This is a genomic window from Clostridium saccharobutylicum DSM 13864 (assembly GCF_000473995.1).
Classification (GTDB): Bacteria; Bacillota; Clostridia; order Clostridiales; family Clostridiaceae; genus Clostridium; species Clostridium saccharobutylicum.
In genome coordinates, this window is sequence record NC_022571.1 from 3,289,290 (window position 1) to 3,307,535 (window position 18,246).

At 28.1% G+C, this 18,246-nt stretch carries 18 protein-coding genes and 1 pseudogene; 2 read left to right on the forward strand and 17 right to left on the reverse strand.

The window, feature by feature from the left end; genetic code table 11:
* Positions 1-30: 30 nt before the first annotated feature.
* The 3 genes from CLSA_RS14195 to CLSA_RS14205 all read right to left on the reverse strand — a co-directional run bounded on the left by CLSA_RS14195 (position 31) and on the right by CLSA_RS14205 (position 3,549).
* Positions 31-1,227, reverse strand: coding sequence for a hypothetical protein (locus CLSA_RS14195; RefSeq protein ID WP_022747060.1), 1,197 nt, complete (start codon positions 1,225-1,227; stop codon positions 31-33).
* Positions 1,228-1,702: 475 nt separating this feature from the next.
* Positions 1,703-2,626, reverse strand: coding sequence for a DUF3991 and TOPRIM domain-containing protein (locus CLSA_RS14200; RefSeq protein ID WP_022747061.1), 924 nt, complete (start codon positions 2,624-2,626; stop codon positions 1,703-1,705).
* Between the two features lie 689 nt (positions 2,627-3,315).
* Entirely contained in the window at positions 3,316-3,549 is a 234-nt protein-coding gene (locus tag CLSA_RS14205; RefSeq protein WP_022747062.1) for a hypothetical protein, read from the reverse strand.
* A 313-nt stretch (positions 3,550-3,862) separates the two neighbouring features.
* Between CLSA_RS14205 and CLSA_RS23150 the strand changes: the two genes are divergently transcribed.
* Complete coding sequence (locus CLSA_RS23150; protein ID WP_155738336.1) at positions 3,863-4,162, forward strand: hypothetical protein; 300 nt, start codon at positions 3,863-3,865, stop codon at positions 4,160-4,162.
* 5 nt (positions 4,163-4,167) lie between these two features.
* Here the strand turns inward: CLSA_RS23150 and CLSA_RS14215 are convergent, their stop codons facing one another.
* The 13 genes and pseudogenes from CLSA_RS14215 to CLSA_RS14260 form a co-directional block, all read right to left on the reverse strand.
* The gene (locus CLSA_RS14215) at positions 4,168-4,728 is read right to left on the reverse strand and encodes a DUF1256 domain-containing protein (RefSeq protein WP_155762480.1); all 561 of its coding nucleotides are present in this window, start codon (positions 4,726-4,728) and stop codon (positions 4,168-4,170) included.
* Between the two features lie 530 nt (positions 4,729-5,258).
* Positions 5,259-6,014, reverse strand: a complete 756-nt coding sequence (locus CLSA_RS14220) for a Fic family protein (RefSeq protein ID WP_022747065.1) — start codon at positions 6,012-6,014, stop codon at positions 5,259-5,261.
* 105 nt (positions 6,015-6,119) lie between these two features.
* Positions 6,120-7,097 carry a hypothetical protein gene (locus CLSA_RS14225; RefSeq protein ID WP_022747066.1) on the reverse strand — a complete coding sequence of 326 codons (978 nt, stop codon included), beginning with the start codon at positions 7,095-7,097 and terminating at the stop codon, positions 6,120-6,122.
* Between the two features lie 76 nt (positions 7,098-7,173).
* Entirely contained in the window at positions 7,174-7,599 is a 426-nt protein-coding gene (locus CLSA_RS14230) for a helix-turn-helix domain-containing protein (protein ID WP_022747067.1), read from the reverse strand.
* 234 nt (positions 7,600-7,833) lie between these two features.
* Entirely contained in the window at positions 7,834-8,283 is a 450-nt protein-coding gene (locus tag CLSA_RS22160) for a helix-turn-helix domain-containing protein (RefSeq protein WP_022747068.1), read from the reverse strand.
* 513 nt (positions 8,284-8,796) lie between these two features.
* Positions 8,797-11,799 carry a DEAD/DEAH box helicase gene (locus tag CLSA_RS14240; RefSeq protein WP_022747069.1) on the reverse strand — a complete coding sequence of 1,001 codons (3,003 nt, stop codon included), beginning with the start codon at positions 11,797-11,799 and terminating at the stop codon, positions 8,797-8,799.
* Between the two features lie 887 nt (positions 11,800-12,686).
* Positions 12,687-12,788 (reverse strand): annotated as a pseudogene (locus CLSA_RS22870) (GGGtGRT protein); the annotation flags it as partial.
* Positions 12,789-13,645: 857 nt separating this feature from the next.
* Positions 13,646-14,365, reverse strand: coding sequence for a BRO-N domain-containing protein (locus CLSA_RS22165; protein ID WP_022747071.1), 720 nt, complete (start codon positions 14,363-14,365; stop codon positions 13,646-13,648).
* 79 nt (positions 14,366-14,444) lie between these two features.
* Positions 14,445-14,870 carry a hypothetical protein gene (locus CLSA_RS14250; RefSeq protein ID WP_022747072.1) on the reverse strand — a complete coding sequence of 142 codons (426 nt, stop codon included), beginning with the start codon at positions 14,868-14,870 and terminating at the stop codon, positions 14,445-14,447.
* Positions 14,851-15,774 carry a ParM/StbA family protein gene (locus tag CLSA_RS14255; protein ID WP_022747073.1) on the reverse strand — a complete coding sequence of 308 codons (924 nt, stop codon included), beginning with the start codon at positions 15,772-15,774 and terminating at the stop codon, positions 14,851-14,853. The genes CLSA_RS14250 and CLSA_RS14255 overlap by 20 nt, the downstream gene beginning before the upstream one ends.
* Before the next feature lie 15 nt (positions 15,775-15,789).
* Positions 15,790-15,930, reverse strand: a complete 141-nt coding sequence (locus CLSA_RS23485; protein ID WP_022747074.1) for a hypothetical protein — start codon at positions 15,928-15,930, stop codon at positions 15,790-15,792.
* Between the two features lie 87 nt (positions 15,931-16,017).
* Positions 16,018-16,173 (reverse strand): hypothetical protein, encoded by a 156-nt coding sequence (locus CLSA_RS23155; RefSeq protein ID WP_155738339.1) that lies wholly within the window; start codon positions 16,171-16,173, stop codon positions 16,018-16,020.
* A 5-nt stretch (positions 16,174-16,178) separates the two neighbouring features.
* Positions 16,179-16,823 carry a helix-turn-helix domain-containing protein gene (locus tag CLSA_RS14260; protein WP_022747075.1) on the reverse strand — a complete coding sequence of 215 codons (645 nt, stop codon included), beginning with the start codon at positions 16,821-16,823 and terminating at the stop codon, positions 16,179-16,181.
* Between the two features lie 153 nt (positions 16,824-16,976).
* On the opposite strand from CLSA_RS14260, the gene CLSA_RS23160 reads away from it, so the two are divergent.
* Complete coding sequence (locus CLSA_RS23160) at positions 16,977-17,135, forward strand: hypothetical protein (protein ID WP_022747076.1); 159 nt, start codon at positions 16,977-16,979, stop codon at positions 17,133-17,135.
* A 241-nt stretch (positions 17,136-17,376) separates the two neighbouring features.
* On the opposite strand, the gene CLSA_RS14265 is transcribed toward CLSA_RS23160, so the two are convergent.
* Positions 17,377-18,183: a cell envelope integrity TolA family protein gene (locus CLSA_RS14265; RefSeq protein ID WP_041716287.1), complete on the reverse strand. Its 807-nt coding sequence runs from the start codon at positions 18,181-18,183 to the stop codon at positions 17,377-17,379.
* Positions 18,184-18,246 lie beyond the last annotated feature (63 nt).

Genomic DNA, 18,246 nt, shown 5'->3' on the forward strand with positions numbered 1-18,246 from the left:
GGTTCTTTGCAACAAAAAAAGCAAGAAACATTAACTTGCTCTTGCCTTTGTAACTTTATCTTTAAATATTTTATTAGCTATTTCTTGTCCGAACTTCTCTATACAGATTGAATAAGAAAAAGAACTTGCAGTAACACGCTCACCATTATAAAGCAGTATCATTGCTAATTGTTCAGCTTTTTGAAATATCTCATTATTATATTCTGGAATGTAATAATATGTTATATCGTTATTGCACCCTTTACCATATATACCACTTCTAACATCTGGCTTTTGCAATAATCCCAGAAGAGCAAAAATATTAACTATCGGATTTATTGTGCTTTTCCTTTTCCCCATAGTATCGGCAAGATATTGCATCGACGCTGAAAATACCATGCCTTCTTTACTTTCCCCGTGATAGTATAATTTATCTATTCCTTCTTCAAATATTGTTTCTAATTTAGGAATTTGCTCACCTATAAGTTCAAATAGTATTGGAAATTTATCTTTAGTTAAATTATTCCTAACAAAGCTTTTACATCTCTCATACCTACCTCTAACCTCCTCAAATTCCTTAATCCTTATTCCTAACAATTCGCATAGACCTTGTATTGCCTTACTAATATCACATTTCATAAAGATTTGGCACAAATCCAATATGTCAAAAGAAATAATCACATATGGATTGTCCTCCTTCTTGCTTCCAACCATATATAAATACTTATTTCTGGTAAGATTGTAAGTTATCCAGGCTTCTGTATTCTCTCCACTTACTACAAGCTCCTTAATATACATTCCAAATCTTTCATAGCTTGAAACAATTATTTCTTTTCCCTTAAACCTCTCCATTTCTTTCTCTACACCTACATTGGCTTTTTCTTCTGTCGTAAATGCTAAAGAAATCCTACGTTCACTATTGATAAATTCACAAGCGAATGGTTCTTCCATTAATACATCTAATCCAAAAATATATCTAAAATCGACTTGATGAATAAGACCAATAGCTTCCTCTATTGTGTTAATCTCTTTATTGATAACCAATAACTCCTTTATATGTTCTATATTATTAACAAAGTATTCTTTATATTTATTATCTGCTCCAAGTGCCTCTTGTGCTTTAATAACATTGGCTTTAATTGTACTATTTAATGCTTTATTAGCTTTATTAACTGCTCGTCTGTCATCTTCTGCAATGGCTAATTCTCTTTTATCTAATATATCCTTAATGCTTTCAATCCTATCCATAAATTTCCTCCTCATTTACTAAACCGAACGATTACCTATAAGAAAGTTAGTTGTTAAATATCTTAAATTTTTACTTAAAACTTATTTACTATTACCTATAGATTAACGTATTAGAAGTATTTTAAAATAAGTTTACAAAACAATTACTGTAATTCATATAGTAATATTGCTCAACAAAGTTTAACTATATTTAAAGATATTAAAGGCTACAAAAAAGAATAATTATGAAGTTGAAGCAATTAATTTTAGCTAATAAATTCTGTTAGAACAAATATTACTACAGCTAAATCTTCTATGATTAATAATTAAGCCTATAATAATTATAAATATTTGGTTTTACTGAAAATTTAGTTATAATGAGTTTAAGCATTTCTAAATTGTAGACTACAAAATATATGTACTGTTTTCATTAAATTGTATTCAATAAGCAAAAAAGACACCGTAACCAATATGTCAGCAGTGTCATTTCATCTATTTATTTTATAATGCCTTTTTTCAGTAACTCGTTATAATCTTTAACACCATTATTAAGTAATAGTTCCCTTTCGTCATGTATTTCATAATTGCTATATTCTTTACTTATATTGTCAAATGATGTGTTTCCTGCTTTATCGTTGTCAACACATGCAGATATTAAACTAAGATTCTCATATTGTCTTAAATAAGTGCTTATTTTTTTAATTTTTGTACATCCTCCTAATGATAGCAGTATTGTATTTTTTAATCCATTACCAAATAATTGATAATAACTCAATAAATCAGAACTCGCTTCAAACACCTTAATCTCTTTTATATTATTGTTATTTCCTATTACTATTGTAAATCCATAATTTTCATCTGAATTCTTAGCCACTCCACTAAATGATTTACTACTGCAAGTACCTTTTAACTCTCCACCAACATTTCTTCCACTTTCATCCATATACTTAAAGACAATATTATTTTTTGAATCCTGAGCAATCTTATCTTGCTTTATTAGTTGATTCACTAAATCCTTATCAATTCCTCGTGTCGTAGTTAGGTATGCAAATAATCTCTTCATATCGCTACCAATGTCAATTTTGAAATTACTACCAAGACTATTTTTCTTATTTTCATTGCTATAGCTTTCTTCAATACTATAAGAACCGATGTTACAATTCAATATATATGCTACAGCTTGTCTAAAATTTCCATTAGTTATATTATTTTGTACAAATGTTATTATATTTCCTTTTTCATCTCTCGAATACCAGTGATACCATAAACAATCTCCTTTTTTATTTAGAACAAGAGAATCATGCTCAACACATTCATAAGAATTTCCATGTTTCCTAAAACTGAAACCTTCCCTTTCCAAAAATTCCTTAAAATCTTTACTTCTTGCCTCTTGTATTTGCGTATCAGTAAGTCTTGCCATATTTAATTTCTCCTTTTATCTTTTGTATTTTCTATATTGTACAAAGATAATTGAGAGTATTAAACCCTAAAACGGTTCGAGCTTGTCTTACCAGTATTAGGAATTAAATATCTTTATCAAGAATTGTTGCAACTTCGTACAGCAATGCTTCAAAATGTTGTTGCATTTACACTCATTGCTATTTTATGTTTCAAAATTGACAATCCTGGCTATGAATTCGTATAAACTATATTTTCTTGATAGCAAATTGTACCTGCTCCGTATTTCATGTAATATTAATTTTGTTTAATCCTGTTCCTATTACCTGTATAATTATTTAATTCAACTCATTTTTTAATTTATGATTATTATTCCTAAAATATTTAGAACTTACTCCTATAATATATATATACTTGAACCTATAACAATCACTTTTACAGTATGCCTTTGTTCGCAAGAACAAACAATTTTTATTTTCCATTTTATGTTAATTACTAATCAATAATTTTACTCTATATAGGATTATGATTCGAGAGTAGTTGTGAATATTCTGAATATTTTATTTTTATACTCATATTTTGTATTTTTATACATAAAATATTCATTATTTTCCTAATATAAAAAAGCTACAATTCACTAATTACTATGTTACCTAAAACACATTAATTACCAAATCATAGCTTTTATTTCAATCCCTTTAGACGTTATACTTAATTTTTCATACATTGCAAATGCGATATGCTAACTCCTGTAACTTCTGAAATAATATCATCTTCCAAAATTCCTATAAGCTGACAAGCAATTCTTACTTGCTCTGCCATAATTGCAAAAACCACTTCTTCTTTGGCTTTCTCTTCCATCTCTCTTTTTAATATCTCATTCTGAATAAAAGCGTCAGTTTTAATCTTGCTCAATTCACCATATAACATTTCTTCCATTCTCATTGCTTAATCCACCTCTCTATTAATTACCTTTTATATTCATCTATAGCAAGTCCAGTTTCAATCCAAATCATTTCTAACACATCCAATACTTTAATTTCTAATCTACTTGTCATATGAAACCTACAAAATAGTATTTTATAATATTATTTTACATTAACAGAACGTAAGTTTCCATAATTTTGACTATCTGCAACAAAAGATTTTATATTTATTATATTGCGACACTAAAACATGATAGAACCATTTAAAGCTTATCAAGTCATTGACTTCCTAATATAATTAAAGTATAAATAATAATTTTAAGGAGATACAAATGATGAATCACGCATTATATTTAATACAAGAGCAACTTGATAAAAAGTTCCTAAACTTAAATATTGAAGACCTTGATAAGCATAAATACAATTTGCTTATCAGTGAAATTATCTATGTTATTAGCACAATTATCCCAATAAGTAATACTACGAATAATAACCTAACTACAGAGTTTACCCAAAACCATATATTAATCAATGTCATTGGCTTTATTAATACACTTGCCGATAATCTTTGCATATATTTAGAAATAGCAGATAATACAATTAAAAACATAGAATTCTCTATTCTTTGCTGAGTTTTCTATATCTTTGTATCATTATTTCCTTTAGTTGCCATATAACTATTAAAAGCTTGTACAAACGAACTCCTTATAACAAATGCAATGCACATTAAATAATCTAAAGTTATGGGTAGTTCCATTATCTTTTTACTTTTTCTTCTGTTTTCAATTACTACTTCCATAGAAAAATCGCCTATTGGATCATGTGATTTACCAACACCTAATCCTGGAACTATTGAATCCTTTCTAATATGTATACAACCTACATTATCGCCAAGACATGCGTCAATACATATTATTTTATGGTCTGGTAAATTATTTGAAATTTCTCTAATCTTATCTTTTGCATTTAAAAAGTGAATTGGGTCTTCAAGCGTTCCAAATACATTCAATGGTATTTTAATATCTTTCAACAATGTTCCCAACAATGGTGCTAAGCAATCACACATATATTTACTTGAACCAATACAAACAACCAATACCTTATCATTTTCAACTAATATATCTTTGATCTTGTCAGCTAAAATTCTTGAAGCCATTTCATCTTGGTAATGTACACCAACCAATAACACTAAGTTCACGTCCTTTCTTATTCTGCTTTCTGTAGCATTTTATTGTAACTAATTCTCGTTTTACCATAATTATAAATATCTAATGCAACTCTACTTATCTTTTTTTACCAACTCAATCATCAAACATATAGTGTATATAGAGGTCACACTCATAATTAACACACCTGCTATTGCTAAAATAAAAACTCCTGTCGTTTCACTCATTACTAATCACTTATCCTTTCCTAAAATATTTACTATTGTCAACACAAAAATTAAGACACCCTAAAAATTTAGGATGTCTTTTCAAAATTTATATTTAATTGTATAACACAACAGTATTTATTCATTTAATCACCTTATTTATTTTTATTAATAATTAACAATATCTTGATTATATAAAGTATTGTAAAAATAGCCATTAATATTTAACCATTTACTTAAAGCAGTATTTCTCTGCTCCTATGTTATTATTATACATTGTATATATAACAGTGGCAATAAAGATTTTCTATTCTAATACCTTTACATAAAATCCCCAAAATACTACTACCCAAATTTTACTCTCCTAAAAAATCCTTTAACTTTTTCATCCTCACATTATAGTTTTTAAGCCATGTTTTGTATGATTGAATACTTAAAAACTTCTCCATTTTTAAGTGTCCTTGTGCATTTCTGAATTGTTCTAATGCTTGATGATATTCTTCTATATCATGGTAAAATACGATAATTGGAGGAAGATCATTCTTAATAAGTAAATAGTTAATTATCATTCCTGCTATACGCCTATTTCCAATACGAAAAGGATGGATTCTATGAAAACAGCACACAAAATAACTTACAGTTCTTAACGCATTATCTTCATTTATTTGTATAGCATTAATTTCATCTACTAAAACTCTTAGGCTCTCTTCAACGTTTAATTGGCATACTTCTTCTCTATCATCTATCCCATCAATATATTGATTATTCCTAAGCTCTTCTGGCTTTTCACCGTCCATTAAAAGTTCTTCCCCAAAACAACCTTTCATTAAAATATAATGAAACTTTTTAATTAACTCTACTGATAGTTCTGAATTATTATCTTTAATCAATTTTGAAACAAAATCACAAAGTTCTTTATGATTTTTTATTTCTCTAATTGTTTTCTCACTCGTATTAATGTCTATTCCATTAAAAATATTTTCAACATCTCTTAACTTTGTTTCTTTGTTATTTATTTTATTAGATGAATACGTAAACTTTTGAAAAAATCTATCTAATACATCTTTTTCTTTTGATTTTCTCCACTTTTTAACACACTCCTCATATATCATACATAGCTCCTACCCCCTATTATTCTATATACATAAATTATAGCATTTAATACATAAAATAAAGTCAATAAAAATGCACTCTATTTTAAAGTGCATTTTTATAAATTATATTGCTTGTCTTATGTATTTATCCATAATACATATATATTGCTTGGTTATTCTTGCTAATCTTTTTATAAGCAAATCTTCTTCATACATAAAAGTATTGCCAAGATACCACCCAATTTTTTCGTGCTTACTATTCCATACTAAATGTACAAAATCAAGGCTTTCCTCTATATCTTCTTTACTTTCGGATAACAGCTTATAAAATATATTTTTATAATCGTAGCCAAAACACACTTCAACTCCCATACTATTACTTTTATTAATTACAACTCTATATTCTATTCCACTGCTAATACCGCTCCCCATTGAGATGTAATTACCATTTTCAACATCTTTATATTGATGTACATTAGGATTCATCCAAAAATCTTCTCTAAGCCTCTCTATAACTTTAATGAGCAAATTCTGTTTTCTTGTATATTCTACATATCTATCTTTACCATGAAATGATATATTATCAGTATTACCAGAACACTTTATCTCATTTGAAAAGAAAAAAAGGTCTTCTATAGATTCTATTTGATTATATTTTTCCACCTGCTCTAATATACTTGCCTTATTTATATCTTCAAGTATCGGAATAACCGCTTCACCATTTAATCTTATAATTTTAAGTTCTAAATTTCTACATGAATAATTTGAAGCTACTAATTTGAATAGTTCCTGTATATGCTTTTGATTAAACTCTGGTGCTATCCACACAATTAAATTATCCATTTGAGGATTTATAACTCTTTCAATTATTGTTTTAACCTGCTCATAATGTATATCATCTGTTTTTTTCAATAATACTTCTATATAACATTTCTTGCCATCATCAGATATTGCAGTAATATCTATCCGCCTTTTATCAAAATCTCTTTCCAACATTATACTACTAAGGTTTGTCCTTAAAATTTTGTTAAGCTTTTGAGGGTATAATTTGCAGTATAAATTTAGTATTAATTCCTTTTTTCGACTATTCCTTTGTCCCATTCTTATCACCTCTTAAAAAAGTTAGCATAAATATAAACTTTTACATCTATGCTAACTTTAAAATTCAACTTTTCTATTAATATTTGTCCTTAAACTTATCTATTTCGCTTAATAACCTCGCCTCTGACTCTCTTGTTTTACATAAAATATGCCTCTCTAATTCTTGCACAATTCTTTGTAACCCAAGTTTTATATGTATGTCACTATCTTTTTTAGCAAATATAAAATTACCATGTACTATTAATTCATCCAATGTAAAAATTACTCCTGAAATATCGTCTACAAAACAATCTGGATAAATTTCTAATATTATACTTGCAGGCATTTTGAGACGTTTGGCCAACCTGGAAAAATAATCCATAGAAATATTGTCTCTGCTCTCTGTTTCAAGCCTGCAAACATAACCTGGGCTAATATTTACCTCCTTACCCAAATCGTGCATACTTAAACCCTGATTTTCCCGCATTTCTTTTAATATAGAACCAAAACTCTTTCCTGACATAATTTATCAACTTCCTTCCTTTGCAAATTAGTTGCCATGCAACACCTTTATTAATTATTTTTAATAATATATTCTATAAAGTTTCATTCACTTTCACTACTTTCATTTAGTTGTAAATTATAATTTCCAATATTCATATTAATTTATTGGATTTAAAAAAACTGCATTATGGTCATATTTCCATAAATGCAGTCTAAATTTAATTATATAAAAGTACCTAATCTAAAATTAACATTAAGTTAATTTTGACACTTCACATCTTAACTTATCAACTAATTCCAGTAAAGCTTTGTCATCTTCTCTACTTAAATCTTGCTTAATGCAATACATTTCGAGCGATTTAATTACATCCCTAAGACTTAACTGTACTTCCATGGTTGCTACATTTTCAGCAAATGTATATGTATTATTTAATAACATTCCATCAATATTGCTTATATATTCTTTCGGTTCTTTGCACTCCTCATTTACTAACAATTTTTCCATCGCTTTAATGTCGAGTTCCAGGGCAGTCGACAGCCTATTAATTACGTATATTGTTGGGTTATTTCTCTGATTTTGCTCCAATCTGTAAAGATAAGATTTACTTACATTGGTGATATTAGATAATTCATCTAACGACATATTCTTTTGTATTCTAAGTTCTCTAATTACCTCACCAAATAATTTACCATATGTACTCATTTTACATCATCCTTCCTGTTAATAAATTACTGCATTAAGCAGTTCCTACTTTATTTATTTGATAATGTATTATACTCAGTAGCTTTGTTTTCAATAAATATCACTTTTCTGTCAATTATAATTTCCAGATATAATAATAAATCCTCATAACAAGTGGGCGATTAGCCTACTCTCTGGTTAAGATACAAGTATTCTTTATAATAGTTCTTGTCAGAAAACCATCTTTTTGAAAATATGTTATCAAAAAGATTAAACAACAAAAAGACCTCTTACGAGGTCTCTTCTTACTATCTCCAATATTATCTATAACAGTATTTGCGTTGTCTATTGTATTATTTACAAACAAATATAATCACTGTTATAATATTTCTATAAACTAACCTAAATAAATATTTCCTGTATCAATCAAATGTGTGTGTGAAATTCCTACAACCTTTGTGTCATTTTCCTAACAGCTTTGGATGTATTGTCCATAGCTGTTTTATTTTATCCAAATTAAACTGATTTATATTTTTAAGATTTACCAATACTTAAAGCTTCAAGTGCTTCCTTAAAGTTAGGCTTATCGCCCCACAATTCTTTATCTCCTACAATGACAAGTCGGTTCTTTGCCCTTGTTACAGCTACATTTAAAATGTTAGGAGATTTTGAAGCCCATCTTACAGCACCCTCATGGTCTTTGTCTACACCTAAGCATATTATTACCATACCCGCTTCTTTTCCTTGAAATGTATGGACTGTTCCAATAGACTTATTAATCCATTTCGTTAAGATTTTAGGCTCTACAAAATTAAATTCTTTTTTTATTTTATATTTTATTCCACCTACAACAGTTTTAAATGGGGAAATCACGTATAATTCTGGCAATTCACCACCATCATTCATACATTGCTTTATTAATTTACATACCGCTTCTCCTTGCTCTTCTATGTAATGAGATTTACCACCTTTACTCCTGCCTATACAATCAATCCATCTGCACTCTCTAATAGGTAGATATGTATTATTTTTAAATGTTCCATATATCATTTTATTATCATATGCTATTTTATTACTTATTTTAAACATAGGATTTTCACATCTTCTATGAACCCTAAGAGGACATCCTATCCACAAATCTTCACGATATGTACCATATTTATTTATTTTATCTGCCATTTTTTGAACCGATAAAGTTTTTGATACTACATCTTCCACATTCCACTCTTTTCCTATAAGTTCGATTAATGTTAATGGTATTGTAGCTACTGGTTCAACTTGTAGTGGGTCTCCAACAACTACAACTCTTTTGGAACGCCAAATTGCTCCAAGTGCTGTTTGTGGTAAAGCTTGCCCCGCTTCATCTATTAACAACCATCCTATCTCCTCTTTACCTAAATGCTTATACATTCTTCCAATAGACGCAAATGGACTTGATACAACTGGAACAATTAAAAACAATGTATTCCATAAATCATTGATATATCTTAAATAATTTCCTTGCAGTTCATTCCCTGATAAGTAATTCGTAAATATAGACAAATTACTTTTTAGAGGTTGATGGACATTAAGAATAAAAGCTTTATGTAACTGTAATGCTAACAAAAACAGTTCACATCTTTTTTCATCTAAATCTTTAGTAATCCACAAACATTCTAATTGCTGATCATCTATTGTTTTATCCCAATACTTTTCTGGATATAAGCTACCTATTTTATTATTCCATTTTTCTTTTATTCTTATAATTTCATCAAGCTTATTTGTATATATACTCATTTCATTTAAAAATTCATTTTTCTCTTTTTCAAGTTTATTTTTATAGTTTTTTGAGGAATCTAAATCGTTCTTTAAATCCAGTAATTTAGTTAATGCTTCTTTCTTATCAAGATTATGCTTTTGCAATTCAGAATTATACTGTTTATAAACTTTTCTTCTAAAAATTCTAATAAATAAAGATGGTTGATTTTCTTTATGACATTTTATTATTTCTTTAAACACTTCTATTCTGTTCTCAACATCCTCAATAGCTTCTTTTATCAACTTATATTTTATATCGTTAAGGCCTATTGCGTCTAATCTCATATTTATTTTGTTATTTATATTTTCTATCTGATCTTTTGTATTTTTTTCTTCCTCTATTGCATTTTTTAATTCATTCAATTCTTCTTTATAATTTTCAATTTCTTCATAAGCGTTTAAAAATTTTTCTTTTTCTTGTTCCCAATTTAAAGATTCATTTTTACTATTTATCTGATTAGCAAATTCTGAAAAGCCCCCACCCCAAAGGTTTTTAGAGAATTCAGAGCAATTATTTTTCTTCCCTAATGTAGCTGAAATCAAGCCCCAAGCTTCTAATCCAGATACTTTGCTTGCAGTATCTCGAAAATAATCAGCTCCTAAACAATCATCAAATCCATTTATTGCTTTCATCTCTGGTAATTCTTTAGATATATTTTCAACAGCATTATTATTATTTGATACAATAGTTATTCCATATCCTTTTAATTCATCATCAATTATATATGGATTATAAGGGTACTCGACTCCATTTTTCATAGTTACCTTAATAACTTCATTTGCTTTTTTAAAAGCATTTTCAGGCTTATCATAATTAGATAACTTTTTCGCTCTATCTACTATAATATTAGCAATGACATCCCTAAGCAATGTGGTTTTCCCTGTACCTGGTGGCCCGTTTACAGAAAAAATATCACTGCTATCCTTTAACTCTTTTAATGCTAAGTTTACAGAAACTTGTTGCATTAAACTTAATCCATATTTTGAAGGCCACTTTGCCATAGGTATATTATTAGGTTGAAGTATATCCTCTATATATTTTCTATCATTCTCAATATCTACTCTATTATTGCTTTTATATTGTAATATAAAGTTTTTAAACGCACTACCATAGTTTTTTCTATTAGCTTCAACAATTAACTTTTCAATATCACTCAGGTAAAAACTATTAAAATACTTATCCTCTTCATCTTGATTGCTTTCTTTCCCTATTGATCTTTCTTCTATTTTAAATTTTCCCATTTTAGAAAACCAGTTTTCATTAAACCATCCAAAATGTTTTAATAGCTTACTTAGCATTTCATTAACAGTAGCATAATTAACTTTTTTCAGTACATTTATCGCTGTACCTTCAATTATTTTAGTTAAATTATCAAACTCTAATGAACTATTAGTTGTTTTTATATTGTCACTTAACAATTCATTTATAACATATGGCAACATTGAAATTTTAAATGTATTTTCAATATATTCTCCATTTTCATCTACATTAAAAATGCCTAAACATGAAATCCCTGAAACCCTTTCAGGTAAGTTATCCTTATCACCATATTTATCTGCTAAAAAACCTATCACATCTGAATTATTGTATAATCCCAAATATACTTCATAATGTTTATTCTTTTTTTCTTTTATCCATGGCAATTTATTAAAATATGAGTTTCTATCATACTCAACATTAAACGATGAAAATTTCTCTACTGTATACCAGTAAAATAGCTTATTTAGTATATCCTGCATAAAATCCTCCACTATTAGAAAACATTACCTTTAGAAATTTTATTGCTTAATGCCTTCTTATTCAAAAATTTACTATAAATTATATTTTATAGTATGTTACTAATTATATCAATTTATTTAACAGCGATTACCATTTTGCACATATTTGAATATATTCCTTATTAAAATTAAACTTGAACCTTTTAACTTGCCACCTTAGCAAAATTTCTAATTTTGCTCCTACTATCTATGTTCCCTCATAAAAAACCTCCCCAATCCTCCCACACCCTCTCGCCCCTCACTACGCCTCACTTTCCACCTTTCCCCAATTTCTGTATCATATTAAAAATCCCCACGTCAAAATCGCCCTTTTTTCCGACTTATGAACAGGTTGAAAATCAGATAAAATGCCAGAATCATAATAAAGTTCCCCAAAAATATCAGGCATAAAACATCTCTCTAATCCCGTCTTTTCTTTTTCCAATTTCATCTCAATATTATGATGTCCACGCATAACTTCCCGTCCAATTTATTGCGTTTTACATCTTGCCGAGCCTATCTTTTCTCTTCTGTCTTAGCTCTATCATCTTCTCTTCCTTAATCCTATCTAACGCAAGGCTTCGCTTCGGTTTCCTCTTATTCTTCTCCTGCTATCTAACCTATTATTTGAATCAACAAACAACGAAAAGCATGAATAGATACAGGCATAACTCCTGCAACTTTTTCATGCTTTAGAACTGGAAATTTTATTTGATTTTTTGCTTGATTTGGACGCAAAAAAGCCCCGCATTTTGTTCCTAAGAACTCCCTGCGGGGCGTATTCCCTATCTATTTTTCCCGAACTTTATTATGAGTTTGGGATATTTATTATTAGATGGGGAACTTTATTATTAATAGACAAAAATAGCCTATTTAGCCATACCTTCTTCAACAGCAACAGCAACTGCAACAGTAGCTCCTACCATTGGGTTGTTACCCATTCCGATAAGACCCATCATTTCAACGTGAGCCATGGCTAAATACCTTATAAATGGCTATATAACTAGAATTAAACTTTTAAAATCCAATTTCATAGTACTCATCATATAGTAAACAATAGTAAACTAATGTCAATAAAATGTCAATAATATAAATTAAAATTCCAATAGAATAATCCTAAAACTTGCCTGTAGATGAAATAGTAATTTTGTAACAAACTCATACCAAAAACATAAAAATTCTTGTTACAGCCTTTAGGGTAGTAAATTCAATACTTAAAGCCTAATGGTAAAAAATAGATATAACAAAACTAAAATTGATTTTGTTACAGGTTCAAACCCTTGGTATATCTAGCATTACCCCTATATATAATATATATATAACAATAATTTATAAATATATATATATATGATGAGGTAAATATAATCATACTCATATAAAGATAGGTGTATATAGTAAAAATTCTTGTTATTTTGGTATTTAAATCTTAAAGCCTTGATATTACTAGCCTACAGGCATAATAATTCATTTAAATTTTTGTTATTTTTTTTGTTATTTTTTGTGATGAAATTAATTTAAGCTAAAATGAATGTAAAAGATGAGATTTATTATGTTCTATACGGAATAAAGTTATATTCAAAGTGAGGGCTACCAAGGGTCATGCCAAAATGGAGTTATCCTAAAAATGTTTATTTTACTTGGTTGCTTCAAAACAGTGCTACCCAATCAAAATTAAATTAGCATTCTTAAGGCGTATATTAGCCTGTCTTTAGAGAAGTTTTATTTATATAGGTATAAATTTATCATTAATACTATTTAGACTTAAATTTAAAGTCAATAAATAGGTTCTGTGTGCATAGAAAAAGACCAAGGCAATTAATTCCTGGTCTTATAGTTTACAATCAATTAAGTATTTAGGAGCTATATAGCATTCATACCTATATTTACGATCATTTCTTCCAGTAAGAAAAATAGAATCTTTATAACCACCCATACAATCAAGTATCTCTTTAAATCTTCTTGGTTTTATCTCATATTTGTTAAACTCTTTTTTAACATCTTCTGCATTAAAATAATAGGCTGTATCATCTTGTCTTATAATTGCTTTTCTACAGGCATTTAATACATTAATAATTATGCTTGGCATATAGCTATTAACATTCTTTTGAGTATTTATAAAGTTATGAGCATAAAGTAATTTTTCAGATAAATTCGCTTTATCTTGCAAATACTTAATTTCATGTTGTAGCCTATCATTATCTTTTAGCAATTCATCTGTAATATACATTCCATGTTTTCTTATTGATGGCAATATTTCTTTAGTAACCCAACTCTTAAACTTTTTTGCACTTGGAAGTTTTGAATTAAATATCAAACTATACAATCCGCTTTCATTTATAGTAATCATATTTTGCTTTCCTCCAGGGGTAGGCATTTCACCGACCCCTTTATCTTCTTCATCAACATGAACCTTTAAAGCATCCGATGTATCTTTATATCCTAGAGCAATAGCTACATCTTTACCAACAAACCAAGGCTCTCCATTAATAGTTAAACTTCTTACTTCTCCTAATTCTTCATTCTTAAAAATCTCAATCTTATTTTCCATAACAACATCCCCTTACATAATTGTCCTATAATTATTGTACTGTGTATATTTAAACTTATCAATTATCGGTACGATATACTTATACTCCTAATCCGTTAAGAGCATTTGAAAAAGCTTCATCCTGTTCTTTTTCTTCATCTTTTTTTATTTCAACAATTTCATCATCTGAATCATCTATATTAATTATGAAATTTCCATTAGGTTTAATATTGGTGCTAATATTGGTGTCAATTTTCACATCATTATTATACATGGTATCATTTTTGATATCATTCTTGGGGGTATCTTTATTTATAATCTTAATATTGGTGTTAATATTGCTACCATCATTGGTATCATTTTTGACACCATTATTCATTATATAGTCATATATTATATTTTTCATAAACTCAGCTTCATTACCTAAATTTGAAAGATAGAGCCTTATAACTCTATCTCTATTATTATCTGAATTTAATGTGAATGATTTTCTTATAGGCTTTTCGCTACTCTTTTGCCTTGCCATTGTTAGATTCGCCCCATTTCATTTTAGCTACAACACCAGCACCTATTACATTTGTGTATATATTATTTTCTAATATTCTTGAATTAGTTGATAGTTTATCTTTTATAGGCTCTAACAAAGAACTTCCACCACCAGTAAATATAATCTGATCAAAGTGAGATAAAATGCAATTATGAGATTGAATATCTTCTATTATGTCATTATAGAACTGTATATAATCTTTCTTATGAACTGTTACATATCCATCTTCTATAAATCTTTCCATGTCTTTCAAATCATATTGTTTAGCTGAATTAGCTTCTCTTATCCTTTGGTAGAAATCTAAGCATCCAATAGATGATGTTTTATTTACTTCAAGCTTTCCCTTTATAAATGAGCAGTAATTGCTTGTCCTGCCCCCAATATCTACAATAAGTATACTTTTACTTTGCAATTCCTTATCCAAAGCAAAAAATGTTACATATCCTTCTGGAAGTATCATAACATCATTTATTTTTATATTCCTAGTGCCAGTAATATTATTTGCTCTAGCATCAAATTTAAATTCTTTATCTTTCAGATCCAGGTACTTTTGTTTATTCTCTGTTGTCATCTGTTGTGTTGGAAGCAGTAAGCAAAGTTTTGTTTCAAATTCCTGTTGTTCATGTATTTTAGACAAACTATATAATAATTGTGTTGTAAACTCCTTATTAGTTTTAACATTCTCCATTGAATAATTACCTTTTTCAAAATAAACTGTAACTCCTTCATGCTTCACCCAATTAAATAATTCTGGAGTATTTTCATGTTCTCTTGATACTTTGCTAGAAAATACTATCTTATTTCCTGTTTCTACATCCAAAACCTTAACATTGTAATTTCCTAAATCTATTACTGATATTAATATTTTTACTTTATTACTCATTTTCTTATACTCCTTCTATCTAAAAAATCTAATTGGCTTATTAACTATAGCTAAAATTCCAAATCCTAAAGACATTGCTATAGCTCCATAGATTATAAACCAAAATCCCCATGTAATTAATACTTCTGCAATTTCTATCCATTGTTCTAATGTCATAATAAAATCCCTCCTTGATTTTAGGAGCAACTTAAGCTATACTAATGTTGCGCATGGTGGTAGCTTAAGGCTGCTGCCTTTTTTAATTTACCATTCTATGCCTAATAATTTTAATTCTTTTATTATTTCATTTCTGCGGACTACCCATTCATTATGGAAATCTATAATTACATTAATTCTATGTGATATTATGTTGTCATTAATCCCGCTTAATTCTATTAATAATTCTTGTGTTTTTCTCATTATAATCACTCCCACCCTAACAATCTTTTTTCTAATGAATCCCAATCATATTCCCTAGGTCTAAAATTATCAAATTTAGTTTTTGGATTCCATCCTTGAGTATTTTCCACTACAGGCTTAAAAGTATTCTTGATTTTATTTATGTTGTTAATTGCCCATAGAGTGTAACTATATATGTTATCTGCTCCCTTATCACTTGCATAATTTAAAGCTTGAACTATTTTATCTATCTTATCTTTAGCAACCTTTAAAAGGCTCTTGGCTTGTTTTTCTGTAAATCCTAATTGAATTACTTGATTTTCTTCTTCTGTTAATTCAGAAATGTGTATTTGTCCATCTAGTGGTGGCTTACCATTTGAATCTACTGGTGGTTGATTTAAAAATAAGTACTTTAATAATTTATAAGTATTCTTTTTACCACTCTTCTTTATTAAGATGTAACCTTTTTTAACCAAAGATTTTAATAATTTAGAAACTTTTGCTTTTCTTTTTGTTTTTAGATCTGCCATTAATATGTCATAACCTGGATAAGCATATCCCAGAGATGTGTTGTAATAATCATAGATAAGTTCTAACATATAAGATTCCTCTAGAGATAGATTTGTATCTTTTTTAATTGCATTTCTAAACTTTAAATAGTCTTTAGTCATTTTTAATCCACCTCTCTTTAACTTACCGTATAAATCATTTTACTGTATGAATTAATACTAAATCATTTTGCCGTATAAGTCAACTATTTTAATTATACTTTTTATTAAATTTATGATATAATTGATTTATAAGTTAAATATGGAGTTGATTAAATGGATAAAAAAATATCTAAAAATGAAAACAGAGAAAAACTAACTGTTCTTATAGATAAAGATGTAAAAAAAGATATGAAAAAAGAAATTGTTGATCTTGATTGCTCTATGGGTGAATTTATAGAAAAGTTATTTGATATTTATAAGAGTCGTAAATAAAGACATTAGAAATTAATCTAGTGTCTTATTTTTTTACTCAAAATGCTAAGTAGTATAAACAAGTAATTAATATAAAGCTTAAGTAATATATGCAGTTCCAAAAGTGCAACTCATTTGAATTTCTAAAAATGAAACTAATATTTTATACTTAAAGTTTCAAAAATAGAACTTACTATAAGTTTCAGATTTGGAACAAAAAAATAAAGCCAGGAGTTTAATCCTAGCTTTTTTAACATACAAACTATTTATTTAATGTTATTTCATCCACTTTCAACAATGGAATACTTATCTTCCTACCACTAGTTGATGTGTATGCATATATTCCTTGCGATACTCCTTTTACTGTTACATTATCATTTTCTAATATTCTTACACTACTAATTTTAGAATCATATGCAACATATAATATTGTATCATAATTTCCATTTACAGCTATTCTCAAATCAGTTTCTCCAGTTCCTTCTAATGCTTGAACTACTTTACCATTAAATTTAGCTTTTTTTCCTTTATAATCATCTGGAGTTCTAGCCAATTGATCATAAGTTATTCCTGTATCATATCCTATTTTATCTTCTTCAGCTTTTTTAGCATCCTGTGCTTCTTTTTCAGCCTTCCATTTTGCCATAGCTTCATCCTTGCTCTTTTCTACAAGTTCCTTTTTAGATTGATACTTATCTTTAAATTCTTGATTTTTTTCATTCCAGGTCTGTAGTAATTCATTTATATCAGTTCTTTCCTGAGTAGTCATAGCTTCATATGTCTTTCCACTATCAAGCAATGTTGTATATTTTTCATTTTCTTTAGCTTGTTTTTTCTTGACTTCAGCTTCATTTTGTATTTTAATTATTGCTGCCTTTTTTTCATTATTATAATTTGTAAGCGACAACCAAGACGAAACTATAACTAAACCAACTCCAAAATACATAAATACATTTTTTCTAGTCTTTTTTTCTTCCGGACCCCATTTTATTACCAATATTGGGTCTATAATACCTAAAATTAAACAACATGAAAATATTACAACTAAAATTAATATAATACCATCCACTATTATTTTCCCTCCCCTTAAGTTTCTATAAGATAATTGTATATTATTTGGAACTTTTGTCAA